Below are 18,346 nucleotides of genomic sequence, written 5' to 3'. Positions count from 1 at the left end.
GTGTTTATGGTAATATCGCCGACGTTCCTTTTTCCCTGGAGAAAACAATGAAACTGACTTTGCCTGATTATCAGCAAGCAGACGTTCTGGTTGTTGGAGACGTAATGCTTGACCGCTATTGGTATGGCCCTACGGGACGTATCTCTCCGGAAGCTCCGGTACCGGTTGTAAAAATCAACCAGACTGAAGAGCGTCCAGGCGGTGCTGCCAACGTGGCGATGAATATCGCAGCGCTGGGTGGCAAGGCACAACTGATTGGTTTGGTGGGCCAGGATGAGCAGGCGCAAGTGTTGAACAACACTCTTAGCTCGTTGAAAGTGGAATGTGATTTTGTTGGTCTGGCAGATTATCCAACCATCACCAAATTGCGTGTAATGAGCCGTAACCAACAGCTAATCCGCTTGGACTTCGAAGAAGGATTCCAAGATGTAGATGTTCAGCCGATCTTGGCTCGTATCGAAGCGGCGTTGCCAAAAGCGAAGGCAATGATCCTGTCTGATTACGCCAAAGGCGCATTAGAAAATGTTCAGCCAATGATCCAGCTGGCTCGCCGAGCAGGTGTAGCAACACTGGTTGACCCGAAAGGCGCTGACTTTGAACGCTACCGCGGTGCGACACTGCTGACGCCAAACATGAGTGAGTTTGAAGCCGTAGCAGGTACTTGCCGTACTGAAGAGGACATTGTTGAGCGTGGTCTATCGCTTATCGAAAAATTTGATTTCGAAGCTCTGCTGGTTACCCGCAGTGAAAACGGCATGACCTTACTGCGTAAAGGCCACGAACCACTGAACCTGCCAACATTGGCAAAAGAAGTGTACGACGTGACAGGTGCAGGCGATACCGTAATTTCGGTACTGGCGGCTTCTCTGGCTGCAGGCAAGCCAATTGAAGATGCTTGTGCGTTGGCAAATGCAGCGGCGGGGGTTGTGGTTGGTAAGCTGGGTACATCCACTCTGTCTACCATTGAACTGACAGAAGCCGTGCATGGCAGCCATCATTCTGGCTATGGCGTTGTGACTGAAGAACAGCTGAAAGCCGCTGTTCAGATGGCGCAATCACGTGGCGAGAAAGTGGTGATGACCAACGGTTGTTTCGACATTCTGCACGCAGGACACGTCGCTTACCTGAATGAAGCCGCGAAACTAGGCGACCGCCTGATTGTCGCTGTGAACACTGATGAATCTGTACGTGGGCTAAAAGGTCCGGGTCGTCCTGTAAACCCTACCGATCGTCGCATGGCCGTATTGGCAGGTTTGGGGGCAGTGGATTGGGTTGTGCCATTCGGCGAGGAAACACCACAACGTCTGATCAGTGAAGTGCTACCGAGCCTTCTGGTAAAAGGTGGTGACTACAAGCCTGAAGATATCGCAGGCGGTAAAGAAGTGATTGAGGCTGGTGGTGAAGTTCGCGTACTGAACTTTGAAGATGGCTGTTCAACCACAGAGATAATTAACTCAATTCTGGGTGGTCACAACAAGGCCTAATGGCTTTTGTGACAGACCGAGATAGAGACAAAAAAAGGCGCCTAAGGCGCCTTTTTTATGCATACCGAAAATTACTTCTTCGGTGGCAGAAGACCATTGTTGATATCAACCAGATCTTGCTCGCTCAAAGTACCTACCGCTTGACGCAGTTGCAGTACGCTTAGGATGTAGTCGTAGCGTGCATCTGACAGATTGCGGTTTGCATCGTACAGACGACGGGTTGCATCCAGCACGTCAACGATGGTTCGGGTACCGACTTCAAAGCCAGCTTCTGTCGCTTCCAACGCTGAGCGTTGTGAAACCACAGTTTGCTCATAGGCACGCAGTGCGCCGATGCTGGCATTGATGTTGTTATAAAACGCACGCACATCTTTCACCGTTGAACGGTAAGTGCCTTCAAGGCGTTCAGACGCGGCAACATAGTTGAACTGAGCTTCTTTCACGCCTGCACTAATAGTACCACCCGTGTAAAGCGGCATATTCAGGTTAATGCCAGCAGTGAACTGGTTATTGTCGCCACTAGTACCCGTTGTTTTGTTGTCTGTGTCTGCGTAACCATATCCCGCATTCAGAGTTAGTGATGGCAGGTGACCTGACTCAGCCAGACTAATACGCTCTTTTGCTGCGTCGCGTGAAATACGCTGTGCCAGCAGGCTCAGATTGCCTTCTTCAGCTTGTTTCACCAGCTCATCTGCGGCTTGCCCTGGGCGGGTTGCAGAGAAGGTTTTGGTGTTAAGCACGTAAAGGTCAGCGTGGCGGGTACCTGTTATCTCACGCAGCTCTTCGTAGCTGTTGGAAACCTGGTTTTCTGAAAGAATTTCTTGCGCCAGTACTGAGTCAAACTGCGCTTGTGCGTCATGCACGTCGGTGATCGCAGATAGGCCGACTTCAAAGCGCTGTTTGGTTTGCTCCAATTGGCGACCAACCGCCGCTTTTTCTGCGCGGACGAAAATCAGATCATCAATGGCACGAAGCACGTTGAAATAAGCCTGGGAAACACGAAGGATCAGTCCTTGTTGCTCCGCCGCATAAACAGCATCTGCCTGACGGGCAGTGATTTCGGCGATATCAAGGTTAATCCAGCTATTCTGCTCGAAAAGCTCTTGGCTTAGATCAACACCTGCTGATAAAACGTTGGTGTCAGATACGCCGGGACCATTCGTGCTGAAGCGGGTAAGGTTGTAGCCTGCATTAAGATTAATCTGTGGCAGCAGCGTGCCGCGGTTGGTATCGACGGCAGCAAAGGCAGCGTCTTTGGTTGCAGCTGCTTGTAGAAGTTGTGGGTCGCTTTGTTTTGCCTGCTCGTAAACCTGAATCAAATCGTCAGCGCTTGCCAGGGGAGCGGCAGTGCCCAGCGCAACCCCGATAAAAAGGGGGAGCAATTTTTTCATAATAGGTAGTCCCTGAACTTATCGTTATCTCGTCAATTACCAATAGGTGTCCGAGCCTAGTGTAAACTATGGATGCTTACTTGAAACTGACAATGTGATGGTTTCTTGAGAAAAATTGATTGTAAAACCATCTGGACAATAAAGATATTCAAATAATTCTGCAATCCATACCAAAAAAGTACAGGTATGACATTGCAGCCCCACATTTCGACCATTTATCATTTGCTCCCCGTTTGCAGGAATAAAGGGATATTCCGTGCCACAGCAAAATGCGCCGTCCCAATTTGGGAAAGGCGACGTCAAAATTGAAGCAAACGACGTTGTCTATAATGGTTACTTTAAGATGGTGAAATATCGCTTTCGTCATCGACTTTTTGCCGGTGGCTGGAGTGATGCCATTGAACGCGAGCTTTTCGAGCGCGGCCACGCCGTTGCAATGCTTCCTTACGACCCGGTCACTGACCAGGTTGTAATGGTTGAGCAAATCCGTATCGGAGCAATGGTGGCAAGCGATTCTCCCTGGCAGCTTGAGATTGTCGCAGGGATCATCGATAAGGATGAATCCCCTGAGGAGGTTGCGGTGCGTGAAGCGGATGAGGAAGCTGGGCTTTCTGTCCGTAAGCTTGAGCCGATGACCAACTACCTGTCGAGCTCTGGCGGGTGTTCTGAGCGCATCCATCTGTACCTCGGGCTGGTGGACGCATCAGAGGCAGAAGGCGTTCATGGTTTGCCGGAAGAAGGTGAAGATATTTTGGTACACGTGGTGCCGTTTTATACCGCGATGCAATGGATAGAAGACGGAAAAGTGGAAAATGCCGCCTCTATTATTGCATTGCAGTGGCTGGCACTGAATCGTGACAGGGTCCGCTCCGAGTCGACTTCCATTGGTTGATGAAGTAGCGATTGAGAATAAAGGTATGTTGAGGCAATACAAGGTCGACCTGAATGCGCTGATGCGCATGTACGAGACTAATTACGCTAAATTGCTAAGACTGATGCCGCGTGATGACAACGTGGGGGTTTCCTGCGTGTACGAAATCCAGGGACATGAGTTCCAGATGGATATCGTAGAGTCGACGCGTTACACCACCTTGCTCGATATTTGGCAGCGTGGTGAGGTACCCCAGTATTTGCGACCCAGACTCACAGTTCGTATGTATCATGATGCACGTGTGGCCGAAGTGTGTACCACGCAGCAGATTTCTCGCATCCAACCGCGATATGATTACCCGAACCCGCGTATGCACCAGAGAAATGAAAAGCATCAGGTGAATGCTTTTCTTGCAGACTGGTTAGCGCATTGCCTGCAAAACGGTATAACAAAACACAATATAATTTATTAGTATGACGTGCATGAGCGCGTATTTACGATCAGGGTTTTCAAGACGTTGCGGATAAGCCATCTACCTAGCCAACACAGCCAGACCGTCCGGTTGTTACAAATTACAGACACCCATCTTTTTGCTGACCCCTATGGTTGTCTACTTGGGGTGAATACGTCTGCGAGTTTTCAGGCAGTGGTCGACGAGATTCGAGCCAGTCATGTTGAGTTTGATGCCATTATCGCGACCGGCGATATTTCCCAGGATCACACAGCTGAATCCTATCAGCGTTTTGTCGATGGGATTGCTCACTGGTCAGAGCCTTGCTTCTGGCTACCTGGCAATCATGACTACCAACAGGAAATGCAATCCATTCTGGCGCAATCCTCGCTGCAACGTTGCGATAGCGTGTTGGTTGGAGAGCATTGGCAACTGGTGGTGTTAGATAGCCAGGTTAAAGGCGTACCGCACGGTCGTCTCTCTAAAGAGCAACTGTCCCTGCTTGTTACCGCACTATCAACGAACAAAGACCGTCATACACTGGTGCTGCTACACCACCATCCACTCCCCGCTGGCAGTGCATGGCTGGACCAACACCAACTTCACAATCAGGAAGATTTCTGGACGGTGGTTGAAAAGCACAACAATGTTAAAGGGGTAGTGTGTGGCCATATTCATCAGGCATTGGATACTGAATACAAAGGTCGTCGTGTGATGGCGGCACCTTCAACCTGCATCCAATTCAAACCGGATTCTGATGACTTTGCGCTGGACTGTACTAACCCTGGTTGGCGTGAGATTGAATTGCATCAGGACGGCACTATCATCACTCATGTAGGACGACTTAAAGGGACGGAATTTCAGCCTGATATGAATTCCTCAGGCTATTGAATATGCCCTCGTTGCTACTCTATATCCATGGTTTTAACAGCTCGCCACTTTCTGCAAAGGCAGAGCAGATGCGGGCTTGGTGCGAACTGCAGCGCCCAGACATAAAGCTGGAAGTTCCCCGTCTCGCCTGTTACCCTGCCGAAGCCGCACACCAACTCAAACATATTATCGAAACCTATAAAGGTGGCTATCATATAGGTTTGGTTGGTAGTTCTCTCGGTGGTTATTTATCGACTTGGCTAAACGCCCAGTATGGTTGTCGTGCCGCGCTGGTGAATCCAGCCGTGAAGCCTTACGACTTACTGGCATACTACTTGGGGCCACAGCAAAATCCTTACACTGGAGAAGAGTACCTGCTTGAACCTCATCATATGGATGAGCTGAAAGCCTTGGATGTGGCCTCGATTTCCCATCCGGAGAGACTCTGGCTGCTGCAACAAGAGGGCGATGAAGTGCTTGATTACCGAGAGGCTGTCGCTAAATACCAGGGATGCAGGCAAACCGTTGAAGCAGGTGGCGATCACGCCTTTGTTGGGTTCGACAGATACCCCGCTGAAATCATTCAATTCCTGGGACTGTGACCCCAACTCACAGAATAACCTCGTTAGCTGTGACATTATTTGACAAGCTAGCGCGGCATCACTGACCATGTGACAAAATTTAGAAAACCATTCATCTATGACAGAGCAAGTTTATAACGCGGGATCCATTGAAGTTCTCAATGGTCTTGAGCCGGTGCGTCGTCGTCCCGGCATGTATACAGACACGACCCGTCCAAATCACCTCGGTCAAGAAGTTATCGACAACAGTGTCGATGAGGCATTGGCGGGACATGCACGTAAAGTGGAAGTCATCCTTCATGCGGACCAGTCCCTTGAAGTGATTGATGACGGCCGTGGTATGCCAGTGGACATCCACCCGGAAGAAGGTGTTTCAGGGGTCGAACTGATCCTTTGTAAGCTCCACGCAGGTGGTAAATTCTCCAACAAGAACTACCAGTTCAGCGGAGGTTTGCATGGCGTGGGGATTTCGGTTGTAAACGCCCTGTCTAACCGTGTCGAAGTCTCGGTAAAACGTGATGGTCAGGTGTATGAAATCGCCTTCGAGCATGGCGATAAAGTACAGGAACTGACAGTGACGGGCACCTGTGGTCGCCGTGCAAAAGGCACACGCGTTCACTTCTGGCCTGATGCCAGCTACTTCGACTCACCGAAATTCTCTGTTTCCCGTCTGAAAAGCATTCTGAAAGCCAAGGCTGTGCTTTGCCCTGGTCTGGAAATTGTCTTCACCGACAAGAACACCGATGAGACCACTAAGTGGTGCTACGAAAGTGGTTTGAAAGATTATCTGGCAGAAGGCGTAAAAGGTTACGAACTGCTGCCAGCAGAACCATTTGTGGGTGAATTCAACGCGCCACATGAAGCGGCCGATTGGGCGGTTATCTGGTTACCAGAAGGTGGCGAACTGATTGCTGAAAGTTACGTTAACCTGATCCCAACTGCTCAGGGCGGTACGCACGTGAATGGCCTTCGTCAGGGGCTTCTGGATGCGATGCGTGAGTTCTGTGAATTCCGCAATCTGTTACCGCGCGGCGTGAAGCTGACAGCCGATGATATCTGGGATCGCTGTGCCTACGTGCTGTCTGTAAAAATGCAGGATCCGCAGTTTGCCGGCCAGACCAAAGAACGTCTGTCATCACGTCAATGTGCTGCTTTCGTCTCAGGCGTTGTCAAAGATGCCTTCAGTCTGTGGCTGAACGAGCGTCCGCAGTTGGCGGAGCAACTGGCGGAAGTGTGTATTGCAAACGCGCACCGCCGTATGCGCGCGGCGAAGAAGGTAGTGCGCAAGAAAGTGGCGTCAGGCCCAGCACTGCCGGGCAAGCTCACTGACTGCTCAATGCAGGATCTGGCGCGTACCGAACTGTTCCTCGTCGAGGGTGACTCGGCGGGTGGTTCTGCCAAGCAAGCCCGTGACCGTGAATTCCAAGCCATCATGCCGCTTCGCGGTAAGATCCTTAACACGTGGGAAGTTTCAGCCGATCAGGTTTTGGCGTCTCAGGAAGTCCACGATATTTCTGTGGCATTGGGTATCGACCCCGACAGTGAAGATTTAAGCGGCCTGCGTTACGGCAAGGTGTGTATCCTCGCCGATGCAGACTCGGATGGTCTTCACATCGCCACACTGCTTTGTGCGCTGTTCGTGAAGCACTTTCAGGCACTGGTAAAAGCCGGTCACGTGTATGTGGCAATGCCACCGCTCTACCGTATCGACTGCGGCAAAGAAGTGTATTACGCGCTGGATGACGAAGAGAAAGCCGGCATCCTTGAGCGTTTGAGCCAAAAGCGCGCCAAAATCGACGTACAGCGATTTAAAGGTCTGGGTGAGATGAACCCACTGCAGCTTCGCGAAACCACCATGGATCCGAATACCCGCCGTCTGGTTCAGTTGACCATTGACGATCAGGAAGAAACGGATCGCATGATGGACATGCTGCTGGGTAAGAAACGCGCAGAAGACCGCCGCCACTGGTTGCAAGATAAAGGCGACATGGCTGAGCTGACCGAAGTTTAAGCAAGAATTTTAAGATCGGACGTTTTCAATGACTGATATCACTTATGATGGTGTCGAACAGCTTCCGCTGAGGAAGTTTACTGAGGATGCATACCTCAACTATTCGATGTACGTCATCATGGACCGAGCACTGCCTTTTATCGGTGACGGCCTGAAGCCGGTACAGCGCCGCATTATTTATGCGATGTCTGAGCTTGGCTTGTCGGCAACTGCCAAATACAAGAAATCTGCCCGTACCGTCGGTGACGTGTTGGGTAAGTATCACCCGCACGGTGATTCTGCCTGTTACGAAGCCATGGTATTGATGGCACAGCCATTCTCTTACCGTTACCCGCTGGTTGATGGTCAGGGGAACTGGGGGGCGCCTGACGATCCGAAATCCTTCGCGGCGATGCGTTACACCGAATCGCGCTTGTCACGCTTCTCGGAAGTGCTGCTGTCTGAATTAGGGCAAGGCACTGTCGATTGGCAGCCAAACTTCGACGGCACCATGAAGGAGCCAAAAGCGCTGCCTTCTCGTCTGCCGCATATCCTGCTGAACGGCGTGACCGGTATTGCTGTCGGTATGGCGACTGACATTCCACCGCACAACGCCCGTGAAGTGGCCGATGCGCTGGTGGCTTTGATTGATACGCCAAAACTGGATCTGGATGGCCTGCTTGAGTACGTCAAAGGCCCAGATTATCCGACCGAAGCAGAAGTTATTACACCGCAGGTAGAGCTTAAGAAGCTTTACCGCGATGGTCGTGGTTCCATCAAGATGCGTGCTTGCTGGCACAAAGATAACGGCGATATCGTAATCACCGCGCTGCCGCATCAGGTTTCCGGTGCGAAGCTTCTGGAGCAAATTGCTAACCAGATGCGCGCGAAGAAATTGCCGATGGTCGACGATCTGCGTGATGAGTCGGATCATGAAAACCCGACCCGTATTGTGATTGTTCCACGCTCAAACCGTGTGGATTGCGATCAACTGATGAACCACCTGTTCGTTTCAACGGATCTGGAAAAGAGCTATCGAGTTAACCTGAACATGATTGGTCTTGATGGCCGTCCTCAGGTGAAGGGTCTGGTTAGAATCCTGACTGAGTGGCTGGAATACCGCCGCGAAACCGTGCGTCGCCGTCTGCAATACCGTCTGGACAAAGTACTGGCTCGTTTGCACATCTTGGAAGGTTTGTTGGCTGCGTATCTCAACATTGATGAAGTGATTGAGATCATCCGCACCGAAGATGAGCCGAAAAAAGAGCTGATGAGTCGTTTTGACCTCAGCGAGAAGCAAGCCGAAGCGATCCTTGAAATCAAACTCCGCCAGTTGGCAAAACTGGAAGAGATCAAGATCCGTGGCGAGCAGGACGAGCTGAACAAAGAGCGCGAGCAACTGGAAAAGCTGCTGGGTTCTGAGCGCCGTATGAATACCCTGCTGAAGAAAGAAATTCTGGCAGATGCTGAGAAGTATGGTGACGATCGCCGCTCACCTTTGATTGAGCGTGCTGAAGCAAAAGCGATGACAGAACGCGATTTGATCCCGAGTGAGCCAATCACTGTGGTTCTGTCTGAAAAAGGTTGGATCCGTCATGCGAAAGGTCACGACGTTGATGCGACCACGTTGAGCTATAAGTCTGGTGACAATTACCTGGCGTCTGCGCGCGGTAAGAGTAACCAGCCTGCTGTGTTCATAGGCACTGACGGTCGAAGTTATGCGCTGGAATCGCACAGTTTGCCTTCAGCGCGTAGTCAGGGTGAGCCGATTACCGGCCGCTTGAATATCACTGCAGGCACGACAGTGCGCCATGTGATGATGGGCGAGAATGATCACCTTGTGTTGATGGCATCAGATGCGGGTTATGGTTTTGTGTGTAAGCAAGACGACCTTCTGTCGAAAAACCGCAGTGGTAAAGCCCTGTTGAGCCTGCCTCAAGCAGCAGAAGTGATGCCGCCACAACGGGTGTTTGATATCGACAATGACGATATCGTCGCTATTACTAACGAAGGCCGTATGCTGGTGTTCCCAGTGAAAGAGTTGCCTGAGCTGGGCAAAGGTAAGGGCAACAAGATCATCAACATTCCTTCTGCGCGCGCGAAAGCCCGTGAAGAGTTGTTGGCGCAATTGTTTGTGATTCCGCAAGGCTCAACCGTGACTCTGCATGCTGGTAAGCGCAAACTGTCGCTGAAACCTACGGACATGGATAATTTCCGTGGTGAGCGCGGCCGACGTGGCTCGATGTTGCCACGAGGTTTGCAGCGAGTAACGGCGATTGAAGTAGCAACACCGGATACATCGTCGGCAGAAATCTCAGCGCCAGATACTCCGGAAGCTGAATAAGAAAAGGCCCTCTACGGAGGGCTTTTTTTCGTCATGTTAACCGAAGGTTGATGATTTTTGTTAACGCATGCGTATACTAGTCGCAGTCAATTTAAGCGAACAAGTGTACGCTGTAATTTTTACCCGACCGCCCCAGGCCAACAGCCTGATTCTTTGCGGCTAAATGGTGTTAGGAGAATTTGAATGTACTTTATACTGCGACTGCTGGCTGTCGCGTTGTTTGCGATTTTCATGCTTGTATTCGGTTGTGGTTACTGCCTGTTCAGCCCGAGAAATCCAAAGCACGTTTATACCTTTGGCCGCATGTTCGGCAAGCTTTCTTCTCTGTTTGGTATCAAGCTTGACCTGCGCCAGTCTGAAGCATCAAAAGATGTTGGCACCTGTGTTTATATCGCCAACCACCAGAGCAACTGGGATTTGGTAACGGTATCTAATGCTGTTCGTCCACGTGCGGTGACCGTGGGTAAAAAAAGCCTCGCATACATTCCTATTTTTGGCACCCTTTACTGGCTAACCGGCAACATCCTGATTGATCGTAACAACCGCAGCAAGGCAATGGGTACCATTGGTCAGGTCGTCGACCAAGTCAAAAACAAAGACGTGTCTGTATGGCTGTTCCCAGAAGGTACGCGTTCACGTGGCCGTGGTCTGCTGCCATTTAAAACTGGTGCGTTCCATGCTGCCATCGGTGCAGGTGTTCCTATCGTTCCTATCGTATGTAGCTCAACCAAGCACCTGAGTGCTTCACGTGGCGATAACGGACACATCATTGTGGAAGTGATGGATCCGATTTCTATCGAAGGCTATGACAAAGACAATGTGCGCGAATTGGCGAAGAAGTGTCATGACATCATGGCGGCGAAGCTGGCAGAATTGGACGCGGAAGTCGCCGAGCTCAACAAGAAATAATAGACTACACTCTGTAACAATGAACAAAAGGATACGCAGGTGCGTATCCTTTTGTGTTTTTAAAAGCCTCTGATTTGTAAGAGAAGTAAGGCAGGTATGCTGAGAGATAAGGTTGTTCTGGTAACAGAAAGCGGCGAGCCAACAGGGCTGGCTGAGAAACTGGCTGCGCACGAGCAAGGACTATTGCATCTGGCTTTTTCGGTGATGATTTACCGGGAAACACCGCAGGGCCGTGAATACCTGCTCCAGCAAAGAGCGATGGGTAAGTACCATAGTGGTGGGTTGTGGACTAACACCTGTTGCTCGCACCCAATGCAGGGGGAATCGTTTGAAGAGGCTGCTAAGCGTCGCCTGAACGAAGAGCTGGGTATTGTTGCGCCGCTCAGCTTCGAGATGGGCGAATCTTTTTGCTATCGCGCTGAGCTTGATAACAATCTGACTGAGCATGAGTTGGACCAAATCATCGTGTGTCAGGTAGACGATATTTCCCTTGCACCCAATCCTGATGAAGTGATGGACTGGCGCTGGTGGTCTCAGCAGGAAATGAGTGCTGCGATGGGGGATAAGCCCGAGCAGTTTACGGCCTGGTTTCGTCAGGTTGTCGACAAGATTGAAGTGCAGTTGGCGGCTTAACAATATGCCCAGATAATAAAAAAGCGACCTTGTGGTCGCTTTTTTCATTCTCGTCCGATATCAAAGTCATCAGACCTTGAGAGAGATTATTTGCGTACTGCGATCGCTTCGATTTCGATACCAACATCTTTTGGCAGGCGAGCGACTTCAACACAAGAGCGTGCTGGGTAGTGTTCTACACCGTGCTCGTCAAAGAATTTGCCGTATACCTCGTTAACAGTACCGAAGTCGTTCAGATCTTTTACGAATACGGTCAGCTTAACGATGTCGCTAACAGTCAGGCCAGAAGATTCAACAACCGCTTTCACGTTTTCCAGAGACTGGCGTGCTTGAACCGCGATGTCTGCTGACACTTCACCAGTGACAGGGTTCACTGGGATTTGGCCTGAAGTCAGTACCATGTTACCCATATCGACGCCCTGAATGTATGGGCCAATTGCTGCTGGAGCGTGTTCAGTGTGAAGCACTTTAGTCATTTACCAATCCTTCATTCAATGTTTTTCGGTAGGGTGGTTAGTCTGCATGGCGACTCGCCCGACGTAAACCCAATTCCATCACATTTTATACCCGACACCATGTTATGTTCCGCTCATAGACAAGAAAAGCCAGCGCAAAGGCTGGCTTTTTCAGTGCAGAGAAAACGATCAGTGGCTTTCTGTCATGATTTCGCGCGAGAACACCTTCTCACAGTATTTGCACTTAAGGTGGATATCGTCAGTTTTCTCAATCACGTTGAAGCTGCTCTCAACGGCTTTTTCGTCGTGAGTGATGCAGTTGGAGTTAGGACAACGGAACACGCCCAGAATGCTTTTAGGCAGCGTCAGGGGGATTTTCGCGACGACTTGGTAGTCTTCGATTTGGTTGACGGTTGCTTTAGGGGCGTAGAGTGCCAGTTGTTGCGCCTGTTCTTCAGACACGAAGATGTTTTCAATCTTGATCAGATCTTTCGCACCGAGTGCTGAGGAAGGCAGGTTCAAACCCACGGTCACGCGTTCGTTGGTTTTATGTAGCTTAAACAGCTTCATGACCTTAAAGCCGACATTAGCAGGGATGTGGTCGATAACTGTGCCGTTCTTGATGGCTTCAACCTGCAATTTATGTTCTTTAACCATGTTGATTCTCCTGCCTTAAACGCTTCCGTTGATAACCAGTGCCAGTAATGCCTGACGCGCATACACCCCATTTTCCGCCTGCTCGAAGTAGTAGGCGTAAGGGGTTTTATCGACTGCGACTGTGATTTCATCTACGCGTGGTAGTGGGTGAAGCACCTTGAGGTTATCACGGGCATTGGCAAGCTGAGGGGTGTCGAGAATGAACGCCGCTTTGATGTGCTGGTACTCGGATTCGTCAAAACGCTCTTTTTGGACACGGGTCATATATAGGATGTCGAGTTCCGGCACGACGTCTTCGATGCTGGTGTGCAGGCTGTAAGGAATGCCTTGCTCGTCCAGCTCTTCCAGAATGTAATCTGGCATCGCCAGTGCTTCCGGTGCAATGAAATAGAACTGGTTGTTATCGAACTTCGACAGTGCCTGAGTCAGAGAATGCACCGTGCGGCCGTATTTCAGGTCACCGACCATGGCCACTTTCAGGTTGTCCAGACGCCCTTGGGTTTCGTATATGCTGAAAAGGTCCAGCAGGGTTTGGGTTGGGTGCTGGTTGGCGCCATCGCCGCCATTAATCACTGGCACGCCTTTGGAGAACTCTGAAGCCAGGCGGGCTGCGCCTTCTTTCGGATGACGCATTACGAACGCATCAACATAAGAAGAGATGACCTGTACCGAGTCAGACAAGGTTTCGCCTTTTTTACCTGAAGACGTGTTTCCGCCATCCGGGAAGCCAATGACTGTGCCACCAAGACGCTGAACCGCTGTTTCGAAAGACAGGCGGGTGCGGGTTGATGCCTCGAAGAAGCAACTCGCGACTACCTTGTTTTTCAACACGGTAGGGTTCGGTTCCGCTTTCAGTTTGCCGGCAGTGTCGACGATAAGTTCCAGTTCTTCGCGGGACAACTCCGGGATGGAGATGATGTGTTTATTGTGCAGCGAGGTCGCCATGTCTTCTCTTCCCTTAACAGATTCCATGCGTTGGCTAGGTGAAAACAGCCAGTGCAACATGGTGGATGGTACATTTTGGTCAAAAAAAAGCCTCCCGATCAGGAGGCTTTTCTTGAGAATCCAGTAAAAACAAAAAACGGTGCCAGTGCCGAGATTCGGCAGGTTTTAGCAGTCAGTTGTGTCGCTAATGTTGGCATTCCGATTCGTTTTTTTGACAAATTGCGAAGGATTATACGCCCATTTTTGTCCTGTGCAAGGCAGAGCGAATGACATCGTGTCGCCCTATAAAATAAAAAGCCGCGCAGGTGCGCGGCTTCATCATCGGTACAATGGGATTAACTGCCCAGCGTGGCTACCATCACTGCTTTAATGGTGTGCATGCGGTTTTCTGCTTCGTCAAACACGATGGAGTATTCAGATTCGAAGACGTCCTCGGTGACTTCGAGCCCTTTCATGCCGTATTTCTCCGCGACCTCTGCACCAATGGTGGTTTCATCATTATGGAACGCCGGCAGACAGTGCATGAATTTGACGTCTGGATTGCCAGTGGCTTTGATCATGTTCATGTTGACCTGATATGGCTTCATCATGGCAACACGTTCATCCCATGCTTCTTTTGATTCGCCCATGGAAACCCACACGTCGGTGTATAGAAAATCGCAGCCCTGAACGCCTTCTTCAACGCTTTCTGTTAGGGTGATTTGCGCACCGGTCTTGTAGGCAATCGCCTGACACTCTTCAACCAGCAGTTCTTCCGGCCAGAACTGGCTTGGAGCAACCAGACGGATATCCATGCCCATCTTCGCTGCACCCACCATCAGGGAGTTTCCCATGTTGTTGCGTGCATCACCAAGGTAAGCAAACTTCATTTCGGAAAGCTTTTTGCCCTGACCGTGCTCAAGCATGGTCAGGAAATCTGCCAGGATCTGGGTCGGGTGGAATTCGTCAGTCAGACCATTCCAAACCGGGACACCTGCAAATTGGCCCAGTTCTTCAACGATAGACTGACCAAAACCACGATACTGGATGCCGTCATACATACGGCCAAGAACACGGGCGGTATCTTTCATTGACTCTTTATGACCGATCTGCGAGCCAGATGGGCCGATATAGGAAACTTGTGCGCCTTGGTCAAAAGCGGCAACTTCGAAGGCGCATCGCGTGCGGGTAGAAGCTTTCTCGAAGATCAGGGCAATGTTCTTGCCTTTCAGACGAGGCTGCTCATAGCCACCGTATTTAGCTTTCTTCAACTCTGCGGAGAGATCCAGCAGGTGCGCGATTTCCTTTGGCGTGAAATCCAGCAGCTTGAGAAAGTTCCGGTTACGCAGATTAAATGCCATGTTGAGGTCCCTTTCTATAAATCCGTTTACTGCGATGTGACTTGTAACCATACAGCCTGAAGATGCAGGATTTGGGTTGTTTTGGTATATATTTGCGTCACTTTGATATTAATCACGATTCTGACTCATTTGTGACTATTAATTCAACCCCTTTGAATAAATATTTATTTGTGTTTGGTCGATATTTTCCCGGAGAAACGAAAAAAGCCACCTCGCAATGAGGTGGCTTGTTCGGTTAAGGAGAGTGGGAGAGTTCGGTTGCTTTTTAAAGCCCCTCTCGTTCGATAGGGCAGCTCATGCAGCGCGCACCGCCGCGACCACGGCCAAGTTGGTCACCCGGGATAGGTAGAACGGTGATGCCCGCTTTGTCGTATTTTTCATTGGTGTACACGTTGCCTTCATAGCCAATCACCACGCCAGGCCGCACAGTCAGCACATTGTTGGCATCGTTCCACTGTTCGCGTTCTGCTTCAAAGCTGTCACCACCGGTGGTGATGATGTTGAGCTGAGGCAACTCCAGTGCTTTTTCGATGGCGTGCAGGAAGTAGTCTGCTTCTTTCACTTCCACATCGCCATTGCCTTTGTTGATAAGACGCCAGCTTTGCAGGTCTTTACGCATCACTTGTGGATACACAGAGAAAGTGTCGATGTCCATGTGAGTCATCACGGTATCCAAGTGCATGCAGGAGCGGTGCTTTGGTAGGTTAATGGCAATCACTTCTTTTGCCTGACCATGAGTAAACAGGCTACGTGCCAGCGCTTCCACACCTTGTGGTGTTGTGCGCTCAGACATGCCCACCAGAACCGCACCATTGCCGATAACCAGCACATCACCGCCTTCGACCATGGCATTGTCGTAGTCGCGGTGTTCATCGCCAAGATAAGTGATGAAGTCCTGACCTGCGAACAGTGGGTGCCAGCGGTAAATTGCACGCAGGTGGTTGGTTTCACGCTGACGGGCAGGCATCGCCATTGGGTTTAAGGACACGCCACCATATACCCAGCATGAAGTGTCACGGGTAAACAAGTGGTTCGGCAGAGGGTCGATGATGAAATCCATGCGTTCGTGCATTGCCTGCATCATCGACGCTGAATGGTTTGGAAAGTCGATATAGCTTAAGCCGCCGAGAAGGATGTGTGCCAGCTCTTCGTTACTGAGGCTTTTTAAATAGCTTCGCACATCATGAGCAAACTGGTAACCAAGACGGTATTCGCCCACTTGGGTGTTGAGCAACCAAGCCTTGGCTTCCGGAACTTCTAATGTTTGGGCCAGCAGATCGTGCAATAACAGCACTTCTACGCCTTGGTCACGTAGGGTTTGCGCGAATTGATCGTGCTCCTCGCCGGCACGTTCCACCGCAAGTACATCATCAAACAACAGGTCTTTGTAGTTAGACGGCGTGAGGTGGTTTAGCGCTCGTTCTGGTCGATGAAGCATTACACGCTTCAATTGACCGACTTCAGATCCCACATATAGCTGACTCATGATCGTTTCTCTCTTGAATTATTATTAACCTCCACCGTTTTGCCTTGTGCGACATGAGATGCTGAGAGACGTTGTCTCTCGGTCATGTCAATGCGCAGTAGGAACGGTGGGGAAAATGGAGATAAAGCAACAGAATTCTGTGTTCGTGGCGTCGGATAGTAGAGACGCCTGAAAATTTGTCGTAAATCCATTTACCTTGTTGCATGAGGGCTAACCTTGGTGTGCTCGATCTTCGCCGAGTGGGAAAGCCCATTATGCATCTATCGGTGCTTATCTATGCGATATGAATGCACACTATTCCATAATTCAGGGTTTTGTTGGCGCAAGATTGGGTGTTTTTAAATTTATCCAGCATCTTGTGTTGTTGTTGCCCTGTTCTCAAATAATGACAACCTTGTTCGATAAGGTCAATTTTACTTTTAATTAACATGTGGGGAGTATGGGAAATTGACGTGGTAAACCATGCCAATCCATGCCATAGTTCTGCCGTTAATTAAGTGCCTGGAGTGATCTGATGTCTTACGCTGACATTATTGAAGAACAAAAAGCGGAAACCCGTGAAATCATTGAAGCCCTGCTGGAAGATGGCAGCGATCCTGATGCGCTGTATACCATTGAGCACCACCTGTCTGCAGACAGCTTTGCAGAGCTGGAAGGCGCGGCAGTAGAAGCGTTCAAGATGGGCTTTGAAGTCCTGGAAGCGGAAGAGTTTGAGCTGGAAGATGGCTCCACAGTGATCTGCTTTGATGCTGTGATGGAATCTGCGCTGGATGCAGACCGCATTGACGAACAGGTCGATAAACTGGTGAAGCTGGCTGAGAAATTCAGTATCGATTATGACGGCTGGGGCACTTACTTTGAATCGGACGAAGAGGACGCCGAGGAAGAGGGTAAACTGGAAGAAGACGATTAATTGTCTTTGCCGAAAAGAAAGCCGGAGCGTTAAAGACTCCGGCTTTTTTGTGTCTGTTAATTGGTGACTTACAGTTTTTTCAGCATCGCGACTTCGCAGTCTGAATGTCCGGTGTTACCAAGTGGCTTATCAAGATGTTCAAAGCCGAGCGATTCATAGAGACTAATGGCTTCTTTCAGACAGGCAGTCGTTTCAAGATAACAAGCTTGATAGCCGTGATGTCGCGCAAATTTCATGGCCATTGCCGCGAGTCTTCTTGCAAAGCCTCGGCCACGTAGTTCAGGACGGAAATACATTTTCTGCAATTCACAGGTGCCCTCTTCTCCTGGCAATGCGCCGATGCCGCCTCCGCCCAGGATTTTACCGTTTTGTTCGATCACCCAATAAGCCGCATTATCCGCTTTGTAGCTTTCACTCAATACATCCAGTGTCGGGTCTGCCACGCTGTAGCCTTTGTCAGCAGTCAGGCCATATTCTTCTGATACTTTGCGAATAACAGTGGCAATGGCTGCGTTGTCGGCAGGCTCCAACAAGCGAAGGGTGAAACCTTTCTGGCGTTCGCTCTGCTCCATAGCCCTGTTATAGCGGTGCAGGGATGTGGAGAGGGATTCAATTTCATCGGTATCCAGTTGTTCCAGATACATGGCGATTTGATGATTGATACCGAAGTGGTGCTCATCCAGACGTTCTTTACCAACATCAGACAGAGAATAGCGCGGCAGATTGCTGTCTTGATCGATAGTGGAAGCAACATTGTCATTGTTGATGAGAATAGCCAGTGTTCGGTTGGCATTGGCGACATCAATATTGAGGCGCCCAGAAAGTTGCTCAGCAGTTAGAGTCTCCTGCTCCAGCTCTATCATGACGTGGCATTGCACTGTGGTAAGTCCTGCAGTGCCATAGATGTTATCCAACAACCCGCGATGGCGAAGAAGTTGGCGGACGAGCGATCTGATTTCAACTGGGCCTGTAGTCATTGTGTCTCCATTTTACACCAAGTGTGTCGCATTCCTTTGTGGCTTACTG

Annotated in this window: 17 protein-coding genes; 10 read left to right on the top strand and 7 right to left on the bottom strand. The window is 50.2% G+C overall.

Annotation, left to right across the window (positions count from 1 at the left end):
- The first annotated feature begins 47 nt into the window (after window positions 1-47).
- A complete protein-coding gene (gene hldE, locus GMA8713_RS16045) occupies window positions 48-1,484 on the top strand; it encodes a bifunctional D-glycero-beta-D-manno-heptose-7-phosphate kinase/D-glycero-beta-D-manno-heptose 1-phosphate adenylyltransferase HldE (RefSeq protein WP_062712140.1) in 1,437 nt (478 codons plus the stop codon).
- 71 nt (window positions 1,485-1,555) lie between these two features.
- Here the strand turns inward: hldE and tolC are convergent, their stop codons facing one another.
- Entirely contained in the window at window positions 1,556-2,875 is a 1,320-nt protein-coding gene (gene tolC / locus GMA8713_RS16040) for an outer membrane channel protein TolC (protein WP_062712126.1), read from the bottom strand.
- Window positions 2,876-3,131: 256 nt separating this feature from the next.
- On the opposite strand from tolC, the gene nudF reads away from it, so the two are divergent.
- From nudF to idi, 8 genes are all read left to right on the top strand, one after another.
- Window positions 3,132-3,767: an ADP-ribose diphosphatase gene (gene nudF, locus GMA8713_RS16035; RefSeq protein ID WP_198159529.1), complete on the top strand. Its 636-nt coding sequence runs from the start codon at window positions 3,132-3,134 to the stop codon at window positions 3,765-3,767.
- A gap of 25 nt (window positions 3,768-3,792) precedes the next feature.
- The gene (locus GMA8713_RS16030) at window positions 3,793-4,218 is read left to right on the top strand and encodes a DUF1249 family protein (RefSeq protein WP_062712122.1); all 426 of its coding nucleotides are present in this window, start codon (window positions 3,793-3,795) and stop codon (window positions 4,216-4,218) included.
- A 45-nt stretch (window positions 4,219-4,263) separates the two neighbouring features.
- Entirely contained in the window at window positions 4,264-5,088 is an 825-nt protein-coding gene (gene cpdA, locus GMA8713_RS16025; RefSeq protein ID WP_062712119.1) for a 3',5'-cyclic-AMP phosphodiesterase, read from the top strand.
- A 2-nt stretch (window positions 5,089-5,090) separates the two neighbouring features.
- Window positions 5,091-5,669 carry an esterase YqiA gene (gene yqiA, locus GMA8713_RS16020; protein WP_062712116.1) on the top strand — a complete coding sequence of 193 codons (579 nt, stop codon included), beginning with the start codon at window positions 5,091-5,093 and terminating at the stop codon, window positions 5,667-5,669.
- Window positions 5,670-5,766: 97 nt separating this feature from the next.
- A complete protein-coding gene (parE, locus tag GMA8713_RS16015; protein ID WP_062712114.1) occupies window positions 5,767-7,659 on the top strand; it encodes a DNA topoisomerase IV subunit B in 1,893 nt (630 codons plus the stop codon).
- 28 nt (window positions 7,660-7,687) lie between these two features.
- Window positions 7,688-9,982 carry a DNA topoisomerase IV subunit A gene (parC, locus tag GMA8713_RS16010; protein WP_157515650.1) on the top strand — a complete coding sequence of 765 codons (2,295 nt, stop codon included), beginning with the start codon at window positions 7,688-7,690 and terminating at the stop codon, window positions 9,980-9,982.
- A gap of 183 nt (window positions 9,983-10,165) precedes the next feature.
- Entirely contained in the window at window positions 10,166-10,891 is a 726-nt protein-coding gene (locus GMA8713_RS16005; protein ID WP_062712111.1) for a 1-acylglycerol-3-phosphate O-acyltransferase, read from the top strand.
- Between the two features lie 96 nt (window positions 10,892-10,987).
- Window positions 10,988-11,524 carry an isopentenyl-diphosphate Delta-isomerase gene (gene idi, locus GMA8713_RS16000; RefSeq protein WP_062712099.1) on the top strand — a complete coding sequence of 179 codons (537 nt, stop codon included), beginning with the start codon at window positions 10,988-10,990 and terminating at the stop codon, window positions 11,522-11,524.
- An 86-nt stretch (window positions 11,525-11,610) separates the two neighbouring features.
- On the opposite strand, the gene GMA8713_RS15995 is transcribed toward idi, so the two are convergent.
- The 5 genes from GMA8713_RS15995 to arcA form a co-directional block, all read right to left on the bottom strand.
- Complete coding sequence (locus GMA8713_RS15995) at window positions 11,611-12,000, bottom strand: RidA family protein (protein ID WP_062712097.1); 390 nt, start codon at window positions 11,998-12,000, stop codon at window positions 11,611-11,613.
- A 168-nt stretch (window positions 12,001-12,168) separates the two neighbouring features.
- Window positions 12,169-12,636, bottom strand: a complete 468-nt coding sequence (gene pyrI / locus GMA8713_RS15990; RefSeq protein WP_002537624.1) for an aspartate carbamoyltransferase regulatory subunit — start codon at window positions 12,634-12,636, stop codon at window positions 12,169-12,171.
- Window positions 12,637-12,651: 15 nt separating this feature from the next.
- Window positions 12,652-13,581, bottom strand: coding sequence for an aspartate carbamoyltransferase (gene pyrB / locus GMA8713_RS15985; protein WP_046307058.1), 930 nt, complete (start codon window positions 13,579-13,581; stop codon window positions 12,652-12,654).
- A gap of 335 nt (window positions 13,582-13,916) precedes the next feature.
- Complete coding sequence (gene argF / locus GMA8713_RS15980; protein ID WP_062712094.1) at window positions 13,917-14,921, bottom strand: ornithine carbamoyltransferase; 1,005 nt, start codon at window positions 14,919-14,921, stop codon at window positions 13,917-13,919.
- A gap of 265 nt (window positions 14,922-15,186) precedes the next feature.
- A complete protein-coding gene (gene arcA, locus GMA8713_RS15975; RefSeq protein WP_062712091.1) occupies window positions 15,187-16,407 on the bottom strand; it encodes an arginine deiminase in 1,221 nt (406 codons plus the stop codon).
- 514 nt (window positions 16,408-16,921) lie between these two features.
- On the opposite strand from arcA, the gene rraB reads away from it, so the two are divergent.
- Window positions 16,922-17,320, top strand: a complete 399-nt coding sequence (gene rraB, locus GMA8713_RS15970) for a ribonuclease E inhibitor RraB (RefSeq protein WP_062712088.1) — start codon at window positions 16,922-16,924, stop codon at window positions 17,318-17,320.
- A gap of 68 nt (window positions 17,321-17,388) precedes the next feature.
- On the opposite strand, the gene GMA8713_RS26865 is transcribed toward rraB, so the two are convergent.
- Window positions 17,389-18,297 carry a helix-turn-helix domain-containing GNAT family N-acetyltransferase gene (locus GMA8713_RS26865; protein WP_084387758.1) on the bottom strand — a complete coding sequence of 303 codons (909 nt, stop codon included), beginning with the start codon at window positions 18,295-18,297 and terminating at the stop codon, window positions 17,389-17,391.
- Window positions 18,298-18,346 lie beyond the last annotated feature (49 nt).

Source organism: Grimontia marina (genome assembly GCF_900060185.1).
GTDB classification, from domain to species: Bacteria; Pseudomonadota; Gammaproteobacteria; order Enterobacterales; family Vibrionaceae; genus Enterovibrio; species Enterovibrio marinus.
This window is presented reverse-complemented; position numbering and strand designations above follow the sequence as displayed.

Bases quoted from the DNA above. Each gene is read 5' to 3' on its own strand.
- hldE (WP_062712140.1), top strand. From the start codon at position 48: ATGAAACTGACTTTGCCTGATTATCAGCAAGCAGACGTTCTGGTTGTT.
- tolC (WP_062712126.1), bottom strand. From the start codon at position 2,875: ATGAAAAAATTGCTCCCCCTTTTTATCGGGGTTGCGCTGGGCACTGCC.
- GMA8713_RS16030 (WP_062712122.1), top strand. From the start codon at position 3,793: ATGTTGAGGCAATACAAGGTCGACCTGAATGCGCTGATGCGCATGTAC.
- yqiA (WP_062712116.1), top strand. From the start codon at position 5,091: ATGCCCTCGTTGCTACTCTATATCCATGGTTTTAACAGCTCGCCACTT.
- parE (WP_062712114.1), top strand. From the start codon at position 5,767: ATGACAGAGCAAGTTTATAACGCGGGATCCATTGAAGTTCTCAATGGT.
- parC (WP_157515650.1), top strand. From the start codon at position 7,688: ATGACTGATATCACTTATGATGGTGTCGAACAGCTTCCGCTGAGGAAG.
- GMA8713_RS16005 (WP_062712111.1), top strand. From the start codon at position 10,166: ATGTACTTTATACTGCGACTGCTGGCTGTCGCGTTGTTTGCGATTTTC.
- idi (WP_062712099.1), top strand. From the start codon at position 10,988: ATGCTGAGAGATAAGGTTGTTCTGGTAACAGAAAGCGGCGAGCCAACA.
- GMA8713_RS15995 (WP_062712097.1), bottom strand. From the start codon at position 12,000: ATGACTAAAGTGCTTCACACTGAACACGCTCCAGCAGCAATTGGCCCA.
- pyrI (WP_002537624.1), bottom strand. From the start codon at position 12,636: ATGGTTAAAGAACATAAATTGCAGGTTGAAGCCATCAAGAACGGCACA.
- pyrB (WP_046307058.1), bottom strand. From the start codon at position 13,581: ATGGCGACCTCGCTGCACAATAAACACATCATCTCCATCCCGGAGTTG.
- argF (WP_062712094.1), bottom strand. From the start codon at position 14,921: ATGGCATTTAATCTGCGTAACCGGAACTTTCTCAAGCTGCTGGATTTC.
- arcA (WP_062712091.1), bottom strand. From the start codon at position 16,407: ATGAGTCAGCTATATGTGGGATCTGAAGTCGGTCAATTGAAGCGTGTA.
- rraB (WP_062712088.1), top strand. From the start codon at position 16,922: ATGTCTTACGCTGACATTATTGAAGAACAAAAAGCGGAAACCCGTGAA.
- GMA8713_RS26865 (WP_084387758.1), bottom strand. From the start codon at position 18,297: ATGACTACAGGCCCAGTTGAAATCAGATCGCTCGTCCGCCAACTTCTT.